Source organism: Streptomyces sp. NPDC045846 (assembly GCF_056431605.1).
The window spans coordinates 599,308-621,622 of sequence record NZ_JBWKKJ010000003.1; the positions used below are offsets into that span (position 1 = coordinate 599,308).

The window sequence follows — 22,315 nt, forward strand, 5'->3', positions numbered from 1 at the left end:
CGCCCGGTCTCCGATCCATCGCATCCGGTCGGTGCCGGTTCGGTGCGACGGGTGTTCCTGGTGACCGGCCCTGACGCGGCCACAGCCGGGTGTGCGAGACTTCCGGCCACTTCGTGAAGGGTGGGGCGCGATGAGCGGCGGCGGGAAGAGGGGCGGCGGGAAACGGCCGGCCGCGGCGGTACGTGGGCTCGGGCCGCGCGGCATGGCGGTGGCGTGGGCCGTCGTCGTGGTGGTCGCCGTGGTGAGCACGTTCGGCCCCGCGCTGCTCGACTTCGGCCTGGGGGTCGTTTTCGGCCTCATCATGTTGATCGTCCTCTACGCCTGGGTGCTGCGCCACATCGCCTTCGGCAGCAGACCCGTACCGCGCTGGGCCCGGGCGACGTACTGGGCCGGCGGCGTCCTGATGGTCGTCGGCGCGGTGCACGCGCCGGACGCGTTCCTGGCCCTCACCGGAAAGCAGGGGACGGCCACCATCGCGTACGCCTCGACGGAGACCGGGTCGCACGGCACGAAGTACCTCCAGTGCTGGGTCGACCTGCCGGACGGCAACACCGAGAGACTCCCCCGGGCCGGCGCGTGTCCCGCGCCCAGAGGGGCGGCCCGGACCGTCGTGTACTCGCCGGGCGGCGTCGTGGCCCCGCTCCTCACGGCGAAGAGCGGCCTCCTGTGGTGGTGGGCGGCCGGCTTCCAGCTCGCGGGCCTCGCGCTGCTGATCACCACCGCCGTCCTGACGGTCCACGACCCCGTCCTGGAGCGGCAGTTGGGGCGGGCGCCCACGGGTCGGGCCAGGAATGGGAAACCCCGGGGGCCCTCGCGGTATCGGCGCAGCCATTGACAGAGCGTCAGGAACGAGCCGGCCACACCGGGGAGGGGAAGCCCGGCGCGGCCCGGCCCGCACGTTCAGCGTGCGCCTCACTTCCCCCGCTGCCAAGGGGTGTTGACGACCCTGTGTAAGGAAAATCCTGCGGTGTCGGACAGGAATGAGGCACTCTGAAAGCTGGGGCGCGTGTGACTACGCTCCGCGACCTACACGGTTGCCCTTGCGGACGACCGCCCCATGATCATTTATCAAAACGCCTGGTCCGGAAGCTTGGCCGGGGGGACATGGCGGCCACGTGGAGCGACTGGCAGGCTCCCGGACATGAAGGTCCTTCCGCGGCTGCATAAAGCCGTCCTGTTGAACTCGGCGCTCGGTGTAGTGCTCATCGCGGCCGTGGGCGGTGCTTACGCGGTGGTGAACTCCGGCGACACCTCCCGCCCCACGCGCACCGACACCCGGACGGCCGCCGTCTCCACGGGAAAAGTGCAGGCGACCGTCACCGGGGCCGGGCTGCTCACCTCGCCGAGCGACGCGGGGGTCAACTTCACCACCGGCGGCCAACTGACCGCGGTCGAGGTCAAGGCCGGTGACAAGGTCACCAAGGGCCAGGTACTCGCGAAGGTCGACGACACGGCTCCGCGCCAGGCGCTCGCCCAGGCCAAGACGGCACTGGTGGCCGCCAAGGCGAACCTCGGCAAGGTGCAGGAGGGCCAGCCGGCCAGCCCCCCGCCCGGCGCCGGCGGCAACCCGTCGGGAGCCCCGAGCCACGCTCCGAGCCCGTCCGCGTCGGCCTCGACCGCACCCAGCCCGAGTACGAACCCCTCGGGCTCGCCCAGCGGGACCGGCTCCCCGTCGCCGAAGGGCGTGACCGCCGCCCAGATGTCCGTGCGCAACGCCTCCTTCGTCGACGTGGTCCCCGTCGCCAACCCGTCCGTGGACCCCAACCTGCTCATCCAGGCCCAGGCACAGGTGTCCCAGGCGCAGAGTGCGCTGGACACCGCGCAGCGCACGCTCGACGGCACGGTGCTGACCGCGCCGGTCGACGGCACGGTCGCCTCGGTGGCCGCCTCGGTCGGCCAGACGGTGACCGGCACGACCTACGCCGCCGGACCGGGCGCCACGGCGGGTACGGCACCGGCCCCCGCCGCCACGGGCGGCACCACCGCCGCGCCTACCGGCTTCATCGTCCTCACCAACCCGACCGGGATGCAGGTTAAGGCCAACGTCTCGGAGGCCGACGCCCTGCGGCTCAAGCCCGGCCAGAACGCCACCGTCACCCTGACCGCGCAGTCGACCACCGTGCTCAACGCGAAGGTCCTGTCGGTCAGTACGCTCGCGGTCAACGGCGGTGTCGGCGCCGGCGCGCAGTACCCCGTGACGCTCGACCTCATGGGCCCGACCAAGGACCTGCACACCGGGCAGGGGGTCACCGTCCAGATCGTCGCGGGCGAGGCGTCCGACGCCCTGTTCGTGCCGACCGCGGCGTTGAGCGGCACCGGGACCAAGCGCATGGTCACCGTGGTCGCCCAGGACGGCACCGCGCACCCCGCGGAGGTGACGGTGGGCGTCGAGAGCGACACCAACACCCAGATCACCAGCGGTCTGACGCAGGGTCAGAAGGTGCGGATCACCACCGTGGCGCCCTGAGCCCACGGTGACCCGGCCCGGCCGGACGCGCGGCCGCAGCGCCGCGCGCCGGGTCCACCGGGCCGTCACGGCCCCACCGCCAACGCACCCACCAGGACAAGGGAGTACCCAAGACATGGTCCGAGACCGTGACGCGTTCACGAAGCCCGACGGCCAGGCCCCCGCACCGGACGCCCCGGCCTCCCCCACCTCGCCCGTTCTCAACGCGGTGCCCGCCGGGGCGCCCGAGCCGGCGACCGCGGGCACCCAGCAGATGCGGGCCGCCCACGTCGAGGCGGCCCCGCCCGCGCCGGACGCCGCGCGGAAGCCGGGCAGCGCGCCGTGGCGTGAACTGCCGTGGCTGACGCTGCTCCTGGCCGTCGGCATCGTCGCGGCGCTGGCCTTCATCGCGGGCGTCCTGGTGGAGAAGCACCACCTCCAGTAGCGGGCCCGCGGGCCCGGCCGGTCAGGGGGCGACGGGCAGCCGGCGCTTGTGCTCGGTGAGGCGGTAGCGGTTGACGATCGTCTCGAAGGCCCGCCCGTCCACCGGCTTGCCCTCCAGGAAGTCGTCGATGTCGTCGTAGGTGACACCGAGGGCGTCCTCGTCGGCCTTGCCCGGGTCGAGGGTCTCCAGGTCGGCGGTGGGGGTCTTCCACACCAGTTCGGCGGGGGCGCCCAGGGCGTCCGCGACGGCCCGCACCCGCCGCTTGGTCAGACCCGTCAGCGGCACCAGGTCGGCCGCGCCGTCGCCGAACTTGGTGAAGAACCCGGAGACCGCCTCCGCCGCGTGGTCGGTGCCGACGACCAGTCCGTTGTGCGCGCCGGCGACCGCGTACTGGGCGATCATGCGCTGGCGGGCCTTGATGTTGCCGTGCACGAAGTCCTGGTGGCCCTCGTCGCGGAAGCCCACCCCGGCGGCCAGCGCCGCCTGGAGCGCGGCGTCGCTCGCGGGCCTGATGTCCACGGTCAGCACGTGATCGGCGCGGATGAAGCCCAGCGCGATCTGCGCGTCGTGCTCGTCGGCCTGGACACCGTAGGGCAGCCGCATCGCGTAGAACCGCGCCTCGTGTCCGGCGGCCCTGGCGCGCTCCACGGCGAGCTGGCACAGCCGGCCGGCCGTGGTGGAGTCGACGCCGCCGCTGATGCCGAGGACGAGGGAGCGCAGACCCGTGGAGGTCAGCCGCTCGGCGAGGAAGGCCACCCGGCGCTCGATCTCCCGCTCGGCCTCGAAGATCTCGGCGACCTCCAGCTCCCGGGCGATCTCCTGCTGCAGGGCGATGGACGCCGACTCGCTCACGTCTGCTCCTTGTTCCGGTTCACGGTGTTCGTGCGGTGGATGTGCTGTCGCGCCCACCCTAACCAAGCCGGTCCGGCGCGCCGGGCCCGGACCGGTGTGCGCGGGCACGCGCACCCCTCGCCGTACGCACCCGCTCAGCTCTCGGCGCGGATCGTCCGCCGCTTCTTCAGGACGGCCGTGATCCTTCGGCACCAGTCCCGGTGCTCCTGCTCGAAGGCCAGGCCGCGCAGGCACGTCAGATAGGGGCCGACGCGCTCGCCGTGGAGCAGGAACTCCTCCTCGCTCGCCTCGCCCCTCAACTGCCGCAGCAGCGCGCCGAGCAGCTCGATCTTGGCGTCGGCGGCGGCCGCCCGCTCTTCGAGCTGTTCGATCACCGAGGCGGTGCCGATGCGGTCGGCGGTCTGGACCTTGACGAGCAGGTCGTCGCGGATGAAGGACGGCTTCGAGGCGGTGGCGGCGAAGCGCTCCAGCTCGGCGCGGCCCGCCTCGGTGACGGAGAAGAGCCGCTTGTTGGGCCGGGTCTCCTGGACCACCTGGCGCCCGGCGACGAGCCCGTCCTTCTCCAGTTTGGTGAGCTCGGCGTAGAGCTGCTGGGGCAGGGCGTGCCAGAAGTTGGCGACGCCGATGTCGAACGCCTTGGCCAGCTGGTAGCCGCTGTACTCGCCGTCGAGCAGCGCGGCGAGCACCGCATGTCGCAGGGCCATCGCGGCTCCCCCTTCCCTTTCCTCGTCCTGCGCTGCATCATACTCAAGAAATTGACTAGTCAGATTGTTGAGTATGAGGAGGGTTGTCATGGAGACCGCCGATCGCTTCCGCGCCGCCGTGGAGAAGCGTGATCTCGCCGCGTTCGAGGGCCTGTTCACCGAGGACGTCCGGCTGTACAGCCCGGTGAAGTTCGTCCCGTTCGAGGGCAGGCCCATGGTGCTCGGGCTCTTCGGAGTCCTGCTGCGCGTCTTCGAGGACCTGCGCTACGTCGGGCGGTTCGAGGGCACGGCCGAGACCAGCGCCGACGGCGAGGAGGCCCCGTCCGTGGTCCTGCCGTTCCGGGCCACCGTGGACGGCAGGCAGGTCCACGGCATCGACCTGCTCCAGTTCGACGAGGCGGGCCTGATCAAGGAGTTCACGGTGATGGTCCGCCCGCAGTCCGCCGTGCAGGCACTGGGCCAGGCGGTGCTGGCGGGCCTGGTCGCCGACGGGCTCGCCCCCGCTCCCGCCGAGCGTTAGCCGCCGCGACCCGGCCCCGCTATCCGGCGAGGGTCTGGGTGCCCAGGACCGCGAGGAGTTCGAGGCGCTCCGCGTCCTGGCTGCCGGGCTCGGCCGTGTAGATCATGATGCGGAGGTCGCTGCCCGCGACACTCAGCACATCGCAGTCCAGGGTCACGGCCCCCACCTCGGGGTGGTCGACGGTCTTGCGGGATGCCTCGTGGTGGCCCATCGCTCCGCCGTCCCACAGGTCGGCGAACCGGTCGCTGTGCGCCCGCAGGTCGGCGACCAGCTGCCGAAGCCTGCGGTCCGCGGGATACCGCCGCAGCGCGGTGCGCAGGTCGCCGACCACCGCGCTCCGCAGCGCGTCGCGGGACTGCGAGGAGTGGCGCACCCGGCCGTCCGAGCCGACGAAGGCGCGCCACGCACCGTTGCGGTCCCGCCCCTGCCGCTCCCCCATCAGCGCCGTGTACAGCGGGTTGGCGAGCAGCAGCGTCCACGAGGCGTCGGAGACCGCGACGGGTGTGCCGCTGAGCCGGTCCAGCATCCGGTGCACGCTCGGCGTGATGTACGCGGGCACCGTGCCCTGCCCGGGCGGCACGAGCCCCGCGGCGTGGAACAGGTGCTCGCGTTCGGAGGCGGACAGCCGCAGCGCCCGCCCGAGGGCCTCGACGACCTGCTCGGACGGGTTGGCCGCCCGGCCCTGTTCCAGCCGGGTCACATAGTCGACCGAGATCCCGGCGAGCATCGCCAGCTCCTCGCGGCGCAGCCCGGCCGCGCGCCGGTGGCCTCCGGTGGGCAGCCCGGCCGCCTCCGGGCCGACCCGGTCGCGCCAGTGCCGCACCATCCGTCCGAACTCCGTGCTCGCCATGCCCCCACTGTGCACCGTCGCCCGGGGAATCGTCCTGGTACTGGCAGTCCCAGGAAGCGGGGACTCCTGGCTGCCGTCCGCCCGCGCCGCCAGCATGGAGCCATGACCACCACACTGATCACCGGAGCGAACAAGGGTCTCGGCTTCGAGACCGCCCGCCGCCTCGTCGCCGCGGGCCACACCGTCTACCTCGCCAGCCGCGACGAGGAACGCGGCCGGCTCGCCGCCGAACGGCTCGGCGCGCGGACCGTGCGGCTCGACGTCACCGACGACGCGTCGGTGCGGGCCGCGGTCGAGGTCGTCGAGGCCGGCGGCGGTCTCGACGTCCTGGTCAACAATGCGGGGATCGAGGTCCGAGAGGCCGGGAACACGGTGGTCGGCGCGGCGGACGCGACCGCCGACCACATGCGGAGCGTCTTCGAGACCAACGTCTTCGGCACCGTCCGCGTCACCCACGCCTTCCTCCCGCTGCTGCGGCGTTCTGCCGCCCCCGTCATCGTGAACGTGAGCAGCGGCCTGGCCTCCCTGACCCATGTCACCGACGCGTCCTCACCGGCGTACGGATACCCGGGCGTCGCCTATCCGGCGTCGAAGACCGCGGTCAACATGATCACCGTGCAGTACGCGAAGGCGTTCCCGGCCATGCGGATCAACGCGGTCGAGCCGGGCTTCACCCGGACCGACCTGAACGGCAACACCGGCGTCCAGACCGTCGAGCAGGGGGCCGACATCATCGTCCGCATGGCCCAGACCGGTCCCGACGGCCCCACCGGCGGCTACTTCGACGCCAACGGCCCGCTTCCCTGGTAGTCCGCCCGCACGGGCGCCGGAACACCGTCGTCGCGCTGCCTTCGTCGAGATGCCGGAGACAGGGAGCTGTACGAGGGTGGGTACGCGGTCAGGCTGCTGGCCGTCCGGACCGAGGAGCCCGTGAACATGGAAACCAGACACGGCCGAAGTGAAGGCGGCCCGGGGCCTCGCGCCCAGGCCGCTCGCCCGGGTGCGACCGACTCACGTGTGACGCTGCGGGTCAACGACGCCGATCACACCGTCGAGCTGGAGCACTGCGCCACCCTTCTGGAGGTTCTTCGCGACAGCCTGGGCCTGACCGGTTCGAAGAAGAGGTGCGAGGACGGCCGGTGCGGGGAGTGCACGGTGCTGCTCGACGGCCGACGGGTCAACAGCTGCCTGCTCCTGGCCGTCGCGCAGGTAGGGCGCGAGGTCGTCACCGTGGAGGGCCTCCCGGCCACCTCGGGCGCGCACCGCGACCTCCACCCCCTGCGGCGGCCCGCCGTCGAACGGGACGCCTTCCAGTGCGGCTACTGCACCCCCGACGCCCCCGCCGGAGCCGGGATGGGCCAGCCCGCCGTCGTCACCGAGATGGAACTCCCCGAGGACCTCCCCGTGCGGCTCAGCGCGGCCGAGGTCCAAGAGCAGTTGAGCGGCAACCTGTGCCGGTGCGGGGCGTACCCGAGCAGGGCCGCGGAGACTCAGGACGTGATCACGTGAAGCCGGTCGCCTATGTGTGCGCCCGGAACGTGGCGGAGGCGGCCGCCGCGCACGGCGGCCGTCCCGAAGCCCGCTATCTGGGCGGCGGCACCAACCTCGTGGACCTGATGCGGGCCGGCATCGAGCGGCCCGACGTGCTCGTCGACATCACCCGGCTGCCCTTTGACCGCGTCGAGGAGGAGGCGGACGGCTCGATACGGGTCGGGGCCACCGTGCGCAACAGCGATCTGGCCACCCATCCGGCCGTCGCCGAGCGCTATCCCGTGCTGGCACAGGCGCTGCTGAGCGGGGCTTCGGGTCAGCTGCGCAACATGGCCACCACGGCGGGCAACCTCCTTCAGCGCACGCGGTGCGGCTACTACCAGGACCTGTCCCGGCCCTGCAACAAGCGGGTTCCGGGGAGCGGCTGCGGTGCGCTGGAGGGCGTCAACCGCGAGCACGCGGTCCTCGGTCACTCCCCCCACTGTGTGGCGACCCACCCCTCCGATCTGGCCGTGGCGCTCGCGGCGCTCGACGCCCTGGTCGAGCTGGTGGGCCCCGGCGGAGTGCGGAGCGTCCCGGTGACCGAGTTCCACCGGCTGCCGCAGGACCGGCCCGACCAGGACACGGTGATCCGGCCCGGCGAGCTCATCACGGGCGTACTGCTGCCGCCGCTGCCGACGGGCACCGTCTCCCGTTACCGCAAGGCGCGCGACCGGGCGTCGGGCACCTTCGCGCTGGCGTCGGTCGCCGCCGTGGTGCGGCTGGACCATGGGGTGGTGCGGCACATCGCGGTCGCGTTCGGCGGTCTCGCGCACCGGCCGTGGCGGGCCCGTGAGACCGAGGCCGCGCTGCTGGGCACCAAACCGGGCCCCGAGGCCGTCGCGCAGGCCGTGGAGGCGGAGTTGGTCCACGCCGTTCCGCTGCGGCACAACGCCTACAAGGTGGAGCTCGCCCGGGGCCTGGCCCAGGAGGTGCTCGGCGCAATGTCGGTCGCGGGCCGCAGGACCTGAGCGCCGCCCGGCTGACCGGACCTCGCCCCAGAACCTCGGTGACCGGTCGGGAGAGTCCGAGGGGCGCAGGCCGGGCAGGGTTGCGTAGGCGCCGACATCCCCGTAGAACGCCGGGGAACACGGGGTCAACTACTGTTCCCTGTGGCGGGGTTGCGCGAGTGGGCGGGGGTGGCGCATGCGGGGCCGGTCGCGGGCGGGCGGACAGCGTACGCGGCCGCGTCGCGAACACACCTCCTCCGCGGGTCAGGGAGGGTACCCGGGATGACCGATGGATCCGCAGGGCAGGGGCGGGATCTCGAACCCGTCCCCGCGACCAGCGGTGCCCCGTGGCTGAGGGACCAGCTCCTGGAGATCGCCCGCGCCCTCGGTCCCGAGCACCGTGCGGACGTCGTCCGGGCGTGGAGCGACCCGGTACCGTTCCGTGAGCCCGAACCCCTGGGCCACCGTTCCCTGTTCCTGGTCGCCGTCGGCGATGACCGCGCGGCAGCGCCCGGTCTCGACGCCGTGCTTGGCGCGTTCAGGGCGGCCGGTTGGGAGGCGCACGGGTGGGGGACGGCCTCCACGGCCTCGGCCCGGCGCGAGGGATGCGAGGTCAGGATCCATGTGCCCGACGGGTGCGGGCTGCTGACGTTCACCGGCTGGACGCCGGTGGAGTTCACCGACCCAGGGTGGCGGCAGCCGCGTTTCACCCTCAGCACGGCCGACGGCATGCTGTGCGAGGACTGCCACGGCTGGGCGGTGTGCCCGGACTGCGAGGGCACCTGCCGCAGCACGACCGGCGGCGGCTGGGGGTGGTGTTGGTGCCGAGCGAGCAACTACGGGCCGGGCAGATGTGTCGACTGCCGGGGCGAGGGGTGCATACCCGCGGAACGACTGGCGTGGAAGCGGGCGCGGTACGGACTTCCAGGCCCCGAGGACCCGGCCCGGCCGGCGCCGGAGGAGGAACACGGCTCCTCCCTGGACGCACTCCACGACGTCGCCCAACGCACCTGCGCCTGCGGGGAGTTCCGCTGCCTGTGGCGCAACTCCCTCGCGGAGTCCGACGGCCGGTTGGTCTCCCGTCTCATCGGCACCTGCAAGGGGTGCACCGCACAGCGCGTCTACGCCTTCGTCCTGCCCGGCTCCCCCACTCCCGCCACGTCCGCGTGAGGGGTGGTATGCGCCCACCGGACAGGGGCGAGGAGTTGCCCGGGTGTCCCGGGTGGAGATGGCAGGGGTGGCAGGAATCGAACCTGCGGCATCCGGTTTTGGAGACCGGCGCTCTGGCCAACTGAGCTACACCCCTTCGACAGACGTTACCTTGCCAGGTGTGGCTCACCGTTCTCCACCGGTTTTCCCGGCCTCCCCAGGACCTCTCTCCTCGCCTACCGGGGCGTGATCGCCCGCACCCAGTCGTCCACGGTGAGCACGTCCGCCCACTGCGGGAACAGGTTCCCGATGAGGAACCGGTGCACCTCGGGGTCCAGGTCGAGGCAGGCGTCGCTCAGTACGGTGCGGCCGAAGTCGAGGTCGTTGGCCTGGCACAGCGTGTGCAGCACCACCCCGCTGGTGGCGATGCCGCAGAGCACGAGGTGGTCGATGCCGCGCACCCTGAGGACCAGGTCGAGGTCACTGCCCGAGAACGCGCTGCCCCGCCGCTTCGTCACGACGATGTCGCCCGGCTCCGGCGCGATGGCCGGGTGGACCTGCGTGCCGGTCGCGTCCTCGCTGAAGAGCCCTGCCTCCACCGCGGCCGTGACCACCTTGTTGCGCGGGCTCACGTCGGGCTGCCCCGGCCGCAGCGCGATGACCACGTAGATCACCGGCAGGCCCGCCGCGCGGGCCCCGTCGATCGCCCGGCGAACGCCGGGCAGATACCCCGAACCCTCCTGGTCGGCCAACTCCACGATGTCCCGCTGGACATCCATCACGAGCAGGGCGCTGTTCCCCATGCCTACGTCCCGTCCCTTCCCCGGACCACTCCCTCACCGGAAGCGCCGCCAAGTCACCCAGTAAATCAGCCGAGTTGTGACGACGTGGAAGTGACCTACTCCGAGGGTTCGTCGACGGCCGGGCGATCTCGACGCCGCCGTCGAGATGAGAGGACGTGCCGCACCGGCGCCGGTGGGCCTCTTGGACCCGTCCGGCACGGCACCTGACGAGTGGTCAGGTGCGGTAGTGGTCGGTCATCGTCGGCGGGGCGTTGTGTACCGCGAAGGTGCCGAAGGAGGCCCGGTCGCTATGCGCCCGCGTCCGGCCCTGTTGCTCGATCAGGAGACCGTCCGCGTTCTCGGTACGGGCGTTCCCGCGCCGCAGCAGCGTGACGATCAGGAACGCCGCCCCCGCGACGAGCAGGCCGAGCAATACGTAGAGCGTCACCACAACTGTTCGCTCCTCCGTTGTCCACGGCAGTGCCCGTGGTAGTCAGATGGCTGGGGAGGAATGTGAAGAACGAGCACCCCCCTTCCCGGATCCTACCCACACATCGGGCGGCGGGACATGGTGCTGCACCATACCCGAGGAACCCCGGGCAGGAGCCGGTCACGCGGGCTGTTCAACGCGCGCGGCACCGTGGTGCGTAGGGTGCCAGGATGCGCGTCCGCAGGGGCGCGAAGTAGGAGGCCGCGCCGCGCACAGCTGTCGCGGCGAGACGGGGAGAGAGGCGGTCACCGGTGGAGTCCACGGCTTTCGACGCGAGCGAGCGGCGGATCTGGGCGGGTCGGGCCCAGGCGTACGCGGACGGCTTCGCCAGGTTGTGCGCCCACCCGGTCCCCCGGCTGCTCGACGCCGCCCGGGTCAGACAGGGCGTGCGGGTGCTGGACGTGGGGACCGGCACGGGCGCGGCCGCCGCCGCGGCAAGTGAGCGCGGCGCGGCGGTGACCGGGGTCGATGCAGAGATCAGCATGGTCGAACTGGCCGCCCGGGCCGTCCCCTCGGCCGATATCCACTTGGCCGTCCTGCCTCAACTCCCCTTCTCCGACGGCATGTTCGACGCCGTGACCGGCAACTTCGTTCTCAACCACGTGGGCCGCCCCAAGGCCGCACTGGCCGAGCTGCGCCGCGTGGTGCGCCCGGGCGGCCGGCTCGCCGTCACGATCTGGGCCGCGCCCGCGGCAGCGGGACAGACCCTGCTGGGCCGGGCCGTCGAAGCCGCGGGCGCGGCCCGGCCGTCCCACCTTCCGGCCCTGGCCCCGGGCGACGACTTCCCCCGCACCGAAACGGGGCTGGCCGACCTGCTCACCTCGGCGGGCCTCAAGGACGTGGTCTGCGAGCGGCTCCACTGGGAGCACCGCACCCCGGCCGAGGAGTGGTGGGGTGGCGCGGCGGCCGGGGTCGGCGCCATCGGACAGACCCTGGCGAGCCAGCCGCACCACACCCTTGCGGAGATCAAGCGCCACTTCGACGTCCTCAGCACCGAATTCGCCGACGCAACCGGCCAGTTGGCACTCCCCCACACCGCCCTGCTCGCTCACGCCCGACGCTGACCGCCGCCCTCCCCCGTGCCCGGACGCTCGGCTCGGCGTGCCCGTGGCTTCACCGTGCGCGCATGCGGCCCGCGCGCTCCGCTGCTGGGCTCGGCGCCGCTCACGGCGGCCCTCGCGTCCCGGCCGACCGTCAGGGTCATCGAGAGGGCGCGGCCGTACCGCTTCCCCGCAGCGGGCCTTGATCGACTGGTAGTGGCTCACACCGGGGCATAAGGTCGATTAGTGGACGTCACCGCCCACTGCCCCTCACGCGAGGGCGAGGTCCGCCCATGACGAGTTCGCAGCCGACACCCACGATCGAGACCGCAGCCCCCGGCAGGAGAGGCGGCGGCAAGGGGATCGCGCTCCTGGTCATCGCCTCGTGCCAGTTGATGGTGGTGCTCGACGTCACCATCGTGAACATCGCCCTTCCGCACATCCAGAGCGCGCTGCGCTTCTCGACCACCGGTCTGGCCTGGGTGGTCAGTGCCTACACCCTCACCTTCGGCGGGCTGCTCCTGCTGGGCGGCCGGACCGGCGACATCCTCGGCAGGCGCCGGGTCTTCATGTGCGGTGTCCTCCTCTTCGCGCTCGCCTCGCTGCTCGGCGGTCTGTCGCAGAGCTCCGGCCAACTGCTCGCGGCCCGGGCGGTCCAGGGCGTGGGCGGCGCGATCGCCTCGCCCACGGCGCTCGCCCTGATCACCACGACGTTCACCGAAGGGCTTGAGCGCAACCGGGCGTTCGGTGTCTTCGCCGCGGTCTCCGCGGGCGGCGGCGCCATCGGCCTGCTCGCGGGAGGCATGCTCGTCGAATGGCTCGACTGGCGCTGGGTGTTGTTCGTCAACGTGCCGATCGCCGTGCTCATCCTGCTGGCCACTCCGCGCCACATCGAGGAGTCGCAGCGCCATGTCGGCCACTTCGACGTGGCCGGGGCACTGACGTCCACGCTGGGTATGGTCGCGCTGGTCTACGGCTTCATCCGGGCTGCCCAGGAGGGCTGGCGCGACCCGTTCACGCTGGGGTCGTTCGCCGCCGCGGTCGTGTTCCTTCTCGTCTTCGTGCTGGTGGAGCGCCGCTCGCCGCAACCGATCACCCCGCTGCGCATGTTCGCCGACCGCAACCGCGCGGGCACGTACGGCATCATGCTGAGCCTCGCCGCAGCGATCTTCGGCATGTTCTTCTTCCTCACCCTGTTCGTCCAGGACGTGCTCGGCTTCAGCCCGCTCCGGGCCGGTCTCGCCTTCCTTCCGGTCAGCGCGATCATCGCGGTCGGCGCGGGACTGGCCTCCCAGCTGCTGCCGCGCTACGGCCCCAAGCCCTTCATGGTGACGGGCGCGATCCTGGCCGCGGGCGGGTTGTCCTGGCTCACGCAGACGGACATCCACTCCACCTACGCGGGGAGCATCCTGGGTCCGATCCTCGTCTTCGGCCTGGGCATGGGCATGAACTTCGTCTCGCTGACCCAGATGGCCGTCTCCGGCGTCCCCCCGCACGAGGCGGGTGCCGCCTCCGGCATGCTCAACGCCACGCAGCAGGTGGGTGGTTCACTCGGTCTGTCCATTCTGGTGACGGTGTTCGGAACGGCCAGCCGGAACGAGGCGACCGACCAGGTACCCAGGTTCCTGGGCCAGGCCGACCCGGCGCAGCGCCTGATGTTCCGGCGGACGGGGCAACTTCCGCGGCCCTGGAGCGATCAGGTCCTCACGTCCGGAGTCTCCACGGCCTTCATCGTGGCCGCGATCTTCGCGGTGGTGGCCGCGCTGATCGCGCTGCTGGCGATCCAGGTGCGTCCCTCCGACCTCGAACGCCTCCAGGGCGCGCGGCCCGCCCCCGGCCCTTGAGGCCCGGCCCCCCGGTCAGGCGGCCGGAGGCCTTCAGATGGCGGCTCCTCATGGGGTGAGGCAGGGTGACGAGTAGTCACGGATAGTAACCGTTGATCGCGCGCCACCCACTGGAGGAGACCACCATGAACACTCGCAGGACCGCCCGCCGGGCCGTGGCCACCGCCGCGCTCGTAGGCATCGGGGTGCTGACGGCCCCCGCCGCCTCGGCCCACACCCCTGACGGGGGTGACGGACCGTGTGCGCGCACCGGCGCCTTCGCGGTCTGCCCGAGCCACCCGGGACCCGGTGGGCCGCAGGGGCCCGCGGGAGCGGCCGGAACGGCGAAGGTTCCGCGCATCTTCCTCAGCCCCCAGATGACGGTCGCGCCCGGCGCCTCCGAGACCGCCATCGCCAGGTGCCCCGACAGAACGGCGGTCACCGGTGGCGGCTTCCAGTACCGGGGCGGTGACTCCAGCGGCCTCGCCGTAGTGGCCTCGCACGCGCTCGGCGAGGCGTGGCACGTCACCATGACCAACACCGGGCCCGTCGACCGCGCCTTCCGGGCCCAGGTGATCTGCCTGCCGATGGGCTAGGCCGCCCGAGCGGCAGCCCCCGCCCGCCGACGGGACGGCCGGGCCCCTCTGCCTCCAACTCGCGTACACAGCAAGGCACTTCCACCCCCGCACGGACGCACACCGGGGCGCCGGGGAGCGCGGTCCCGCGCCGCCCGTGCTGCTTCGCGCCGGGTTCCACGCCTGCGAGGTGGGGAGGATATTCGGGATCCGGGGACGACGAGAGCCCCGCCGCGGCCGATTTCCTTCCGGAGGTACCCCGCCGTGAGCACGACGCTTCCCGCCCGTACGGGAAAGGCCCCAGGAGCCTGGCCGCTGCTCGGTCACGCCTGGCAACTCCACGCGCGCCCGCTGGAGTTCCTGTCCTCGCTGCCCGCCCACGGGGATCTCGTACGCATCGCAATGGGGCCCTGGCCGGCGTACGTCGTCTGTGAGCCCGGCGCGGCCCACCGCATGCTCACCGACTCGCGCACCTTCGACAAGGGCGGGCCCTTCTTCGACAAGGCCCGCGTGCTCTTCGGCAGCAGCCTGCCGATGGCCGGCTGGCAGGAGCACCGCTGGCAGCGGCGCCAGATGCAGCCCGCCTTCCAGAGCGACCGGATCGAGCGGTACGCCGTGGTGATGGGCGAGGAGGTGGACCGCATGACCGACCGCTGGCGGCCCGGCCTGCGCCTGGACGTCACCGCCGCGCTGACCACCCTGACCCTGCGCATCGTCACCCGCAGCGTGCTCGCCGCCGAAGCGCAGGACGAGGCCGTCGCCGAGGTCCAGCAGAGCCTGCACACCGTCATCGACGGCATCTACCAGCGGGTCATGCTGCCGCTGGGCCCGCTGTACCGGCTGCCCACCCCCGCCAATCGTCGCTACCGCCGCGCCTGCGACCGGCTGCACCGGGCCATCGACGGCATCATCGCCGCCCGCCGCGCGTCCCCGGGCGGCGACGACCTGGTCTCCATGCTGCTGGCCGCGCGCAACGACGACACCGGCGAGCCGATGAGCGACGTGGACATCCGGGACCAGCTCATGGTCATGATCGGTGCCGGGTTCGAAACCACCGCCAACAGCCTGGCGTTCGCCCTGTGGCTGCTCAGCCAGCACCCGGAGGCCGAAGCCCAGGTACACGCCGAGGTCGACCGGACGCTGGCCGGACGCACCGCCACCACGGACGACCTCGACGGTCTGCAGTACACCCGGCGCGTCATCAACGAGGTCCTGCGCCTGTATCCGGCGGGCTGGTTCTTCACCCGCGTCACCACCGCCGACACCACCCTCGCCGGGAGCCACCTCCCGAAGGGCACCGCCCTCCTCTACAGCGCCTACCTCCTCCACCACCGCCCCGAGCTGTTCCCCGACCCGGAACGGTTCGACCCCGACCGCTGGGCCACCCAGAGCGCCGACACGCTGCCCCGGGGCGCGCTGGTCCCCTTCGGCGGCGGGAACCGCAAGTGCATCGGCGACCAGTTCGCCCTCATCGAGATGACGCTGGCCCTGGCCACGGTCTGCTCCCGCTGGTCCCTGCACCCCGACCCCGGCAGCACCATGACCGTCCAGGTCCGCGGCACCCTCGGCCCCGGCCCCCTGACCGTGACCTGCCAACCCCGCGGCAAGTCGGCCGACGGCTGAGACCCGCGCACGCCTCCCCGCCCCTCGGCCGCGAACCGGAAGCGGAACCACCTCCCGCCCCTCACCGTCCTTCAGCGCGTGATCACCACGATCGGTGGCGATGCGAGGAACCTGGGCCTCGGGCTCTTGAAGGTGGAGGTCATACGTGCGGGGACCGACGAACGCCGCCCGGTCACGGTCCGAGGCGCCCGAGGACGCCTTCGGCCACACGATGTCGTTCGCCACCTTCGCCCAGGCGCCCAACAGGCGGCGTACCGAGGGCTGGCTGCTGGTGTTCGTCGTGCTGCTCACCGTGGGCGGCCACGCCTGCACGGGCCTGACGATGCAGGGGCGGCTGCCGTCGGGGTTCACCGGGTTCGCCGTGTCCGTCTTCCTGCTGGCACTGGTTCCGCATCTGGCCGTACGGCGTTGGGCGGCCCGGGCCGATCCCCTGCTCCTGCCGCTCGCGCTGCTCCTCACCGGCCTGGGCCTCGTCCTCCTGCGCCGGCTGGACATCACGTATGTGGCACTGCCCCGCCTGAAGATCACCCCGGCGGGCAACGGACAGCTGGTGTGGACGGTCATCGGGGTGTCGGCCTGTGTCGTACTGCTGCTCGTCCTGCGCGATCACCGCTGGCTCCAGCGCTACCTCTACCTGATGATGGCCGTCGCCCTGGCGCTCCTGATGGCTCCCGCGTTCTTCAGCGCCGACCAGTTCGGCGCCAAGCGCTGGATCATGCTGGGCCCGCTGTCCGTGCAGCCCGGCGAGTTCGTGAAGATCATGATCGCGGTGTTCTTCGCGGGCTACCTCACCGTCAACCGCGATGCGCTGGCCCTGTCCGGCCGGCGCGTCCTCGGCATGCGGCTGCCGCCCGGCCGCCAGCTCGGCCCGATCGTGGGGATCTGGGCCCTCAGCCTCCTGGTGCTGATCTTCGAGCGGGACCTCGGCACCTCGCTCATCTTCTTCGGCCTCTTCGTGATCATGCTGTACATGGCCACCGAGCGCACCAGTTGGGTCGTGTGCGGACTGCTGATGGCCGTCGTCGGGGCGGGGGTGGTCGGCTCACTGGAACCGCACGTCCACGGCCGCGTCGAGGCCTGGCTGCGCCCCATGGACGCCTTCACCGCGGCGGGCCGGAAGGCGGGCCTGTCCGACCAGTTGGGGAACGCCCTGTTCAGCTTCAGCAGCGGTGGCGTCACCGGCACCGGCCTGGGCCAGGGGCACCCCGAGATGGTGGGCTTCGCCGGAAACAGCGACTTCATCCTCACCACCGTCGGCGAGGAACTGGGCCTGGCGGGAGTGATGGCGGTCCTGCTCCTGTACGGGCTGCTGGCCCAGCGTGGATTCCACATCGGCCTGCTGGCCCGCGACCCCTTCAGCAAGCTGCTCGCCACCGGAATGGCCAGCGCCCTGGTGCTCCAGGTGTTCGTCGTCACGGGAGGCGTCACGGGGCTGATCCCCCTCACGGGCAAGGCACTGCCGTTCCTCGCGAAGGGCGGTTCCTCCATGGTGGCCAACTGGCTGATGGTCGCGCTGTTCATCCGCATCAGCGACAGTGCCCAGCGACGCCGCGAGCCGGTGCCTCCCCCGCACTCCCGGTAGTCCAGGACCCCTTCAAAGGAGGGTCACCCGGTCCGTTCCGTCCGGAACCGTGAGGTGTCCATGCCGCGTCCACACCTGTGGTCACGTCACACACCGTTCCCAGGAGGGGAAACACCATGGTCGACCCGGGCCGCACGTACCCGCCCAACCAGCGCCGCAGAAGAGGGGGATGCCTCCCCTCCCTGGTGATTCTCGCGGTGATCCTGGGCCTCGGCTTCGGCGCGTCCAAGCTCTTCGGCCACGACGGCTCGTCCGCGTCCGCTTCGCACGACAGCGGGGAGTGGAAGGTGGGCGACTGCGGGGGACCCGACCCGGACGACGCGCCGAACGGCTACAAGCCGCTCGGCTGCGACGCATCGGGCGCCACCTTCAAGGCCCTTGACGTGCAGGGCGCCAGTTTCATGCCGGACGCCATCCAGTGTCCGGCCGGCACCGACCTCATCGTCCAGGTGAGCGTCAGTTACGGCAAGAAGAGCAAGGGCGGCGGAATCCCCTCCAAGACCATCTGCGGACGCAACCTCTCCGGCAGTCACCCCGGCGATCCCGGCGCCGGCGGCGGCCAGTTGGTCAAGGGCGACTGCGTCACGTCCACGGCGAAGGAAGTCCCGTGCGCCTCGGCGGGCGCGGGGGCGTACAAGGTGCTCGACCTCACCAAGGAGACCTCGCAGTGCCCGGCGGGAACCACCGAGCCCATGCGCCTGACGATGGCCCTCGGCCGGCCCTACGACGTGATCTGCGCGGCGAAGCAGTGACAGACGGCCGCCCGTAGCCGTGCCCCCGCGGCTACTTCAGCCGCAGGGGCAGGGAGAGCAGGCCGCGATGGCGGGGGTTGGCCTGCCACCGCACCGCGTGGTCCTCGCTCAGCCGCAGGCGGGGATGGCGGGTCAGGAGGTGCGTGAGGGCGATCTCGGCCTGGAGGCGGGCCAGCGGAGCACCCAGACAGTGGTGGATGCCGTGGCCGAAGGCGAGATGCCGGGCGGCGTCCTGCCGGCCGATGTCGAACCGGTCGGGGTCGGCGAACACGCGGGGATCGCGGTTGGCGCCGAGCAGCGAGACCTGTACGAACTCGCCCTCCCCGATGACCGCTCCCCCGGCCGTGACGGGTTCAGCGGCGTAGCGCAACGAGGCGAGGCCCGAGGGCGACTCGTAGCGCAGGATCTCCTCGACGGCACCCGGCATGAGCGTCAAGTCCGCCTGGAGCGCGGCCAGTTGGCCGGGATGGGTGAGCAGGGTGTAGGCGCCGTTGGCGATCAGGTTGACCGTGGTCTGGTGGCCCGCGACGACCAGGAGGAAGGCCATCGAGGTGATCTCGTCCTCGGTGAGCGCCTCCTCGCCCTCCTCGCCCGCCCCAAGCAGCGCGGACAGCAGCCCGTCGTCCGGCCGTTCGCGTTTGAGGGCGAGCAGCGCGCGAAGGTAGGCGGCCATGGACTCGGCGGTGAACACCGACACCTCGCCGTCGCCCTCGCCGCCGTCGAGGGTGTTGCCCCTGATCCGCAGCGCCTCGTGATCGGCGTCGGACGCGCCGAAGAGGTCGAACACCACGGCCAGCGGCAGCGGCAGCGCGAACTCGCTGATCAACTCGGCCTCGTCCCGGCCTTCCCAGGCGTCGAGCAGCCCGGTCACATGGGCTTCGATCATGGGGCGCAGGGCCGCCGTGCGGTGGGCGGTGAACGCCTTCTGGACGAGCTTGCGCAGCCGCGTGTGGTTCGGTGGATCGGAGTTGAGCATGTGGGTGAACAGGGCACTGCCGGGACCCTGGGTGAGACCTATGTGGCGGCCGAACCTCTCCGCCGCCCCGCCCTTGGAGAGCCGCTGGTCGGCCAGCAGCCGCTTCGCCTCGGCGTAGGAGGTGACGACCCAGCCCTCCACCGGGGCCGGTCCCGGATACCGGGCCTGGCGCACCCCGCCTTCTTCGCGCCACCGCCGGTAGGTGGCGTGGGCGTCGTCGTAGAAGGACGGATCGAGCGTCTCGATGTCAGACATGGCGCACCTTGCTCCGGTGGCCGACATGGACGGTCTTCACACCCAGGAGCCCCACCAAGGGTACGTCGGCGGACCGCTGCCCCGGGGCGACCACGAGGCTGGTGCGGCGGATGTGGTCGAGGAGGAGTTCGGCGAGCGGCATGACCATGTGGCGGCCCCAGCACCGTTCCGAGGCGTGCCCGAACGGCATGTATCCGGGGGTGTTGTCCGGGTCGAGGCCCTCCCAGCGCTGCGGGCGGAACTCGTTCGGCGCCTCCCACAGGGCGGGGTCGCGGTGGGTGAGGAGGGGCAGCATCAGGAGGTCGTCCTCCTGCCCGATGCGGTCGTCGATGGCCGGGTATTCGGGCGACCGGTTGCGCAGGAGGTTCCAGGACGGAGGCAGCAGCCGCATCGCCTCGTACAGGATGTCCCGGTTGGAGACGTCGTCGGCGAACGGCGACCCGAGCCACAGGGCGTTCGCGACGAGGGTGGAGACGGTGAAGCAGACCGGGGCGGCCGCGCGGCGGTAGATGCCCATCGCGTAGCGCCGGTCGTCGTAGCTGCGCGCCTCGGCGAACAGGTTGGCCAGGTGCGTGAGGTGGGGGCCCGGCGCGGGCCGGCGGGGCAGCGCCGCACCGGCCACGATGGTGGTCCAGGTGAGCCGGGGGTCCCTCTCCAGCGTGCGGGACATGAGGATGCGCAGCCGGTACGGGTCGTCGCGCAGGACCAAGTCGCTCAGGAACCGGTGCCCGGTGATCGGCCACGGCCCCGACAGGTCCGTCCACTCCGGCAGCGGGTTCGGCTGTTCGAGCGCGGCGCGGACGTCCTTGCCGACCGTGCGCATCACCGAGGACGCCTCCGTCTTGGAGATCGACCGGCCGTGCAGGGGCTTGAAGGTGGGACGTTCGGTCTCCGTCGCCCGCCGTGCGGCCAGGATGCGGTCGGAGAGTTCCGCACCGGCGATGCCGATGGTGTCGGGTTCGAGGCGTACGAGGTCCTTGCCGAGGTGCTCGTCCAGCAAAGCCTGGAGGCGCGGGGCGAAAACCGTGGTGCGGCGACTGGGACGGGTCAAGGCGGGTGGCATACGAAGAGCTCCGGAAAATGAAATGCGGAGGGCCCGCACACGCGGCTGACCGGAATTCAGTCGGCCTGCGTTGTGTGCGGGCCCGGGATTGGCCTTCGGTTTAGTACCAGAAGTACCAGGCGGCCTGCTTCAGGCTGGGCTCGCTCTTCTTGACCGGGCCACGGGCGCGCAGGGCAGCAATAATCTTCGCCATGACTGATCCCTTCCTCTCATGCATATCCGAATGTGAACTGCGGTACCAGTCGCGGCAATTCCGCCACCTGGGGGTAACGAAATGGCCATCTCCGGCCGCTGAGGGGAAGTGAAGCTGGCTGCGGCGAGCGTTGTCAATGGCTGCGCATTTCTTTGCCCGAAGGGGCACCGGAGCCCATGGGGAACTTCTCGCAAACATTCATTCTGGCGTTCCGGAAAACCCTGCCCGAACGGTCATCGCGGGATGCCCGGGAATACCTTTCAACGCCTGCGGGGCCCTGCTAGCAAGGGAATCCGCCGGTAAGCTGTAGACCGCTCCGGCTTCGAGACCCACGAGTGAGGACGCCCAGTGAGCTGCCCGGTCTGCTCGTCCCGGCCCTTCCCCTGCCGGGGAAACCTCGCCCCGGACAGCGCACCGCCGCCCGGTTGCCCGCTGACCCGCGAGGAGCGGGCCGTACGCGTCGAGCGCCGCGAGCGGTTCCGCGACCTCAGGTCACAACCGGAGTGGAACCAGGGCCGCCCCAGGGGACGCGGCAGCCGCCTCAGCGTCCTCACCTGGGCCGTGCTCGCGCTGGTCGTCCTCGTGCTCTTTCTGCTGTGAGCAGGCGCGCTCCCGGCCGGCCCGCCCGGAGACACCCACGACGCGCACCTTCGCGTCAGCCCCGGAGCGCGGACAGCAGCATCGGCATCGGCAGGGACCGGCCCAACTCGCGCTGCCAGTACGGCCATTCATGGATGCCGGGCCCGTAGAAGTCGGTGACGGCCGGGCTGCCGAGGGCGCGCAGGCGGGCGGCGAGGGCCCGGTTCTGCTGCTCGAAGAAGGCCTCGCTCGGGTCCTTCGCCCCGGGCGGGTCGAACGGACCGGCCTGCCCGTTCCCGCAGGACAGGAAGATCGGCAGCCCGCGCAACGCACCGGCCTGGACGGTGGGATCGTGTGCGGCCCACACCGAGCGCTGGCGCACCGGGTCGCCCCAGATGGCGTACGGATCGACGCCCACCTGCCGGTCGAGGTTCAGGAACCACTCGGGGCCGAAGCCGCCGGGCACCTGGAGCAGCGGGTGCACGGTTCCGCTGTAGGAGGCGACGGCCCGGAAGAAGCCGGGGTGGTGGGCCGCGTACGAGAGGGCGCCGAAGCCTCCCATCGACAGCCCCGCCGCGACGCGCCGTCCGCCCGCGCCGTAGCCGCGCTCGATGATCTGCTTGACCTCGCTGAGATGGAAGGTCTCCCAGCGGGGCGCGCCGCCCTTGCCGTAGTTCCACCAGTTGCTGTACCAGCCGGCCGCCCCGGCCTCCGGCATGACGACCAATACGTGGCGCAGCTGCGGGAGTTGAGCGACGTTCGTGTATTTCGTCCAGTCGGCGTAGCCCCCGCAGCAGCCGTGCAGCAGCCACAGCGCCGGCCAGTCGTGCCTGCCGGGCGACCAACCGTCCGGGGTGAGCAGGCGCACGTGCGCCCTCGTGCCCAGGGCCGGGGAGTCGATGGTGAGATCCAGCTGACGGGGGCCGACCCGCTGTTCGGCGACGACCCGCGCTCCGTCGTCGGCACGTACGGGCCGGTCCTGCGCATGGCCTGTCCCCGCCGTGAGGGCGCCGGCCAGGACGGCGAGCAGGAACGTGACGAGTGTGACGACCGGTACGCGACGCATCCCGACCCCTTTGTGTGAGCCCCAGGCTCTGTTGGCACCGCCGAGCCGTCCGGTGTCCGACGGCTCCAAC

General features: G+C 71.8%; 23 protein-coding genes and 1 tRNA gene. 15 read left to right on the forward strand and 9 right to left on the reverse strand.

Annotated features, from left to right (window positions below; genetic code table 11):
* The first annotated feature begins 130 nt into the window (after nt 1–130).
* The 3 genes from AC07F3_RS11725 (at nt 131) to AC07F3_RS11735 (ending at nt 2,891) form a co-directional block, all read left to right on the forward strand.
* Nucleotides 131–835 carry a hypothetical protein gene (locus tag AC07F3_RS11725; RefSeq protein ID WP_479112876.1) on the forward strand — a complete coding sequence of 235 codons (705 nt, stop codon included), beginning with the start codon at nt 131–133 and terminating at the stop codon, nt 833–835.
* Between the two features lie 306 nt (nt 836–1,141).
* A complete protein-coding gene (locus AC07F3_RS11730; protein ID WP_479112878.1) occupies nt 1,142–2,467 on the forward strand; it encodes an efflux RND transporter periplasmic adaptor subunit in 1,326 nt (441 codons plus the stop codon).
* 115 nt (nt 2,468–2,582) lie between these two features.
* The gene (locus AC07F3_RS11735) at nt 2,583–2,891 is read left to right on the forward strand and encodes a hypothetical protein (RefSeq protein ID WP_479112880.1); all 309 of its coding nucleotides are present in this window, start codon (nt 2,583–2,585) and stop codon (nt 2,889–2,891) included.
* A 21-nt stretch (nt 2,892–2,912) separates the two neighbouring features.
* On the opposite strand, the gene nadE is transcribed toward AC07F3_RS11735, so the two are convergent.
* Both nadE and AC07F3_RS11745 read right to left on the reverse strand, forming a co-directional pair.
* Nucleotides 2,913–3,743 carry an ammonia-dependent NAD(+) synthetase gene (gene nadE / locus AC07F3_RS11740; RefSeq protein ID WP_479112882.1) on the reverse strand — a complete coding sequence of 277 codons (831 nt, stop codon included), beginning with the start codon at nt 3,741–3,743 and terminating at the stop codon, nt 2,913–2,915.
* A gap of 134 nt (nt 3,744–3,877) precedes the next feature.
* Complete coding sequence (locus tag AC07F3_RS11745) at nt 3,878–4,447, reverse strand: PadR family transcriptional regulator (protein WP_479112884.1); 570 nt, start codon at nt 4,445–4,447, stop codon at nt 3,878–3,880.
* Nucleotides 4,448–4,535: 88 nt separating this feature from the next.
* Here AC07F3_RS11745 and AC07F3_RS11750 point away from each other — a divergent pair, with 88 nt between their 5' ends.
* Complete coding sequence (locus tag AC07F3_RS11750) at nt 4,536–4,967, forward strand: nuclear transport factor 2 family protein (protein WP_479112886.1); 432 nt, start codon at nt 4,536–4,538, stop codon at nt 4,965–4,967.
* A 19-nt stretch (nt 4,968–4,986) separates the two neighbouring features.
* Here the strand turns inward: AC07F3_RS11750 and AC07F3_RS11755 are convergent, their stop codons facing one another.
* Nucleotides 4,987–5,817, reverse strand: coding sequence for a helix-turn-helix transcriptional regulator (locus tag AC07F3_RS11755; RefSeq protein ID WP_479112888.1), 831 nt, complete (start codon nt 5,815–5,817; stop codon nt 4,987–4,989).
* A 102-nt stretch (nt 5,818–5,919) separates the two neighbouring features.
* Here AC07F3_RS11755 and AC07F3_RS11760 point away from each other — a divergent pair, with 102 nt between their 5' ends.
* From AC07F3_RS11760 to AC07F3_RS11775, 4 genes are all read left to right on the forward strand, one after another.
* A complete protein-coding gene (locus AC07F3_RS11760; RefSeq protein WP_479112890.1) occupies nt 5,920–6,627 on the forward strand; it encodes an SDR family NAD(P)-dependent oxidoreductase in 708 nt (235 codons plus the stop codon).
* A gap of 207 nt (nt 6,628–6,834) precedes the next feature.
* Nucleotides 6,835–7,326 carry a (2Fe-2S)-binding protein gene (locus tag AC07F3_RS11765; protein WP_479112892.1) on the forward strand — a complete coding sequence of 164 codons (492 nt, stop codon included), beginning with the start codon at nt 6,835–6,837 and terminating at the stop codon, nt 7,324–7,326.
* Nucleotides 7,323–8,318 carry an FAD binding domain-containing protein gene (locus AC07F3_RS11770; RefSeq protein WP_479112893.1) on the forward strand — a complete coding sequence of 332 codons (996 nt, stop codon included), beginning with the start codon at nt 7,323–7,325 and terminating at the stop codon, nt 8,316–8,318. Before AC07F3_RS11765 ends, AC07F3_RS11770 begins: the two co-directional genes overlap by 4 nt.
* Before the next feature lie 261 nt (nt 8,319–8,579).
* Nucleotides 8,580–9,467 carry a hypothetical protein gene (locus AC07F3_RS11775; protein ID WP_479112895.1) on the forward strand — a complete coding sequence of 296 codons (888 nt, stop codon included), beginning with the start codon at nt 8,580–8,582 and terminating at the stop codon, nt 9,465–9,467.
* A 59-nt stretch (nt 9,468–9,526) separates the two neighbouring features.
* On the opposite strand, the gene AC07F3_RS11780 is transcribed toward AC07F3_RS11775, so the two are convergent.
* The 3 genes from AC07F3_RS11780 to AC07F3_RS11790 all read right to left on the reverse strand — a co-directional run bounded on the left by AC07F3_RS11780 (nt 9,527) and on the right by AC07F3_RS11790 (nt 10,676).
* A tRNA-Trp gene (locus tag AC07F3_RS11780) sits at nt 9,527–9,603 on the reverse strand.
* A gap of 79 nt (nt 9,604–9,682) precedes the next feature.
* Complete coding sequence (locus AC07F3_RS11785; RefSeq protein ID WP_479112897.1) at nt 9,683–10,249, reverse strand: cysteine hydrolase family protein; 567 nt, start codon at nt 10,247–10,249, stop codon at nt 9,683–9,685.
* Between the two features lie 214 nt (nt 10,250–10,463).
* Complete coding sequence (locus AC07F3_RS11790) at nt 10,464–10,676, reverse strand: hypothetical protein (protein ID WP_479112899.1); 213 nt, start codon at nt 10,674–10,676, stop codon at nt 10,464–10,466.
* A 293-nt stretch (nt 10,677–10,969) separates the two neighbouring features.
* On the opposite strand from AC07F3_RS11790, the gene AC07F3_RS11795 reads away from it, so the two are divergent.
* From AC07F3_RS11795 to AC07F3_RS11820, 6 genes are all read left to right on the forward strand, one after another.
* Nucleotides 10,970–11,782, forward strand: a complete 813-nt coding sequence (locus AC07F3_RS11795; RefSeq protein WP_479112901.1) for a class I SAM-dependent methyltransferase — start codon at nt 10,970–10,972, stop codon at nt 11,780–11,782.
* A 269-nt stretch (nt 11,783–12,051) separates the two neighbouring features.
* Nucleotides 12,052–13,602, forward strand: coding sequence for an MFS transporter (locus tag AC07F3_RS11800; RefSeq protein WP_479112903.1), 1,551 nt, complete (start codon nt 12,052–12,054; stop codon nt 13,600–13,602).
* Nucleotides 13,603–13,727: 125 nt separating this feature from the next.
* Nucleotides 13,728–14,177: a hypothetical protein gene (locus AC07F3_RS11805; protein ID WP_479112904.1), complete on the forward strand. Its 450-nt coding sequence runs from the start codon at nt 13,728–13,730 to the stop codon at nt 14,175–14,177.
* Between the two features lie 243 nt (nt 14,178–14,420).
* Nucleotides 14,421–15,779 carry a cytochrome P450 gene (locus AC07F3_RS11810; RefSeq protein ID WP_479112906.1) on the forward strand — a complete coding sequence of 453 codons (1,359 nt, stop codon included), beginning with the start codon at nt 14,421–14,423 and terminating at the stop codon, nt 15,777–15,779.
* A 211-nt stretch (nt 15,780–15,990) separates the two neighbouring features.
* Nucleotides 15,991–17,361 carry an FtsW/RodA/SpoVE family cell cycle protein gene (locus AC07F3_RS11815; RefSeq protein WP_479113109.1) on the forward strand — a complete coding sequence of 457 codons (1,371 nt, stop codon included), beginning with the start codon at nt 15,991–15,993 and terminating at the stop codon, nt 17,359–17,361.
* Between the two features lie 116 nt (nt 17,362–17,477).
* Nucleotides 17,478–18,113, forward strand: a complete 636-nt coding sequence (locus AC07F3_RS11820) for a hypothetical protein (RefSeq protein WP_479112908.1) — start codon at nt 17,478–17,480, stop codon at nt 18,111–18,113.
* A 31-nt stretch (nt 18,114–18,144) separates the two neighbouring features.
* Here AC07F3_RS11820 and AC07F3_RS11825 read toward each other — a convergent pair whose 3' ends face one another.
* Nucleotides 18,145–19,344 carry a cytochrome P450 family protein gene (locus AC07F3_RS11825; RefSeq protein WP_479112910.1) on the reverse strand — a complete coding sequence of 400 codons (1,200 nt, stop codon included), beginning with the start codon at nt 19,342–19,344 and terminating at the stop codon, nt 18,145–18,147.
* A complete protein-coding gene (locus tag AC07F3_RS11830; RefSeq protein ID WP_479112912.1) occupies nt 19,337–20,407 on the reverse strand; it encodes a cytochrome P450 in 1,071 nt (356 codons plus the stop codon). Before AC07F3_RS11830 ends, AC07F3_RS11825 begins: the two co-directional genes overlap by 8 nt.
* Nucleotides 20,408–20,948: 541 nt before the next feature.
* Between AC07F3_RS11830 and AC07F3_RS11835 the strand changes: the two genes are divergently transcribed.
* Nucleotides 20,949–21,200 carry a hypothetical protein gene (locus AC07F3_RS11835; protein WP_479112913.1) on the forward strand — a complete coding sequence of 84 codons (252 nt, stop codon included), beginning with the start codon at nt 20,949–20,951 and terminating at the stop codon, nt 21,198–21,200.
* Nucleotides 21,201–21,255: 55 nt separating this feature from the next.
* Here the strand turns inward: AC07F3_RS11835 and AC07F3_RS11840 are convergent, their stop codons facing one another.
* Nucleotides 21,256–22,245, reverse strand: coding sequence for an alpha/beta hydrolase (locus AC07F3_RS11840; RefSeq protein ID WP_479112915.1), 990 nt, complete (start codon nt 22,243–22,245; stop codon nt 21,256–21,258).
* Nucleotides 22,246–22,315 lie beyond the last annotated feature (70 nt).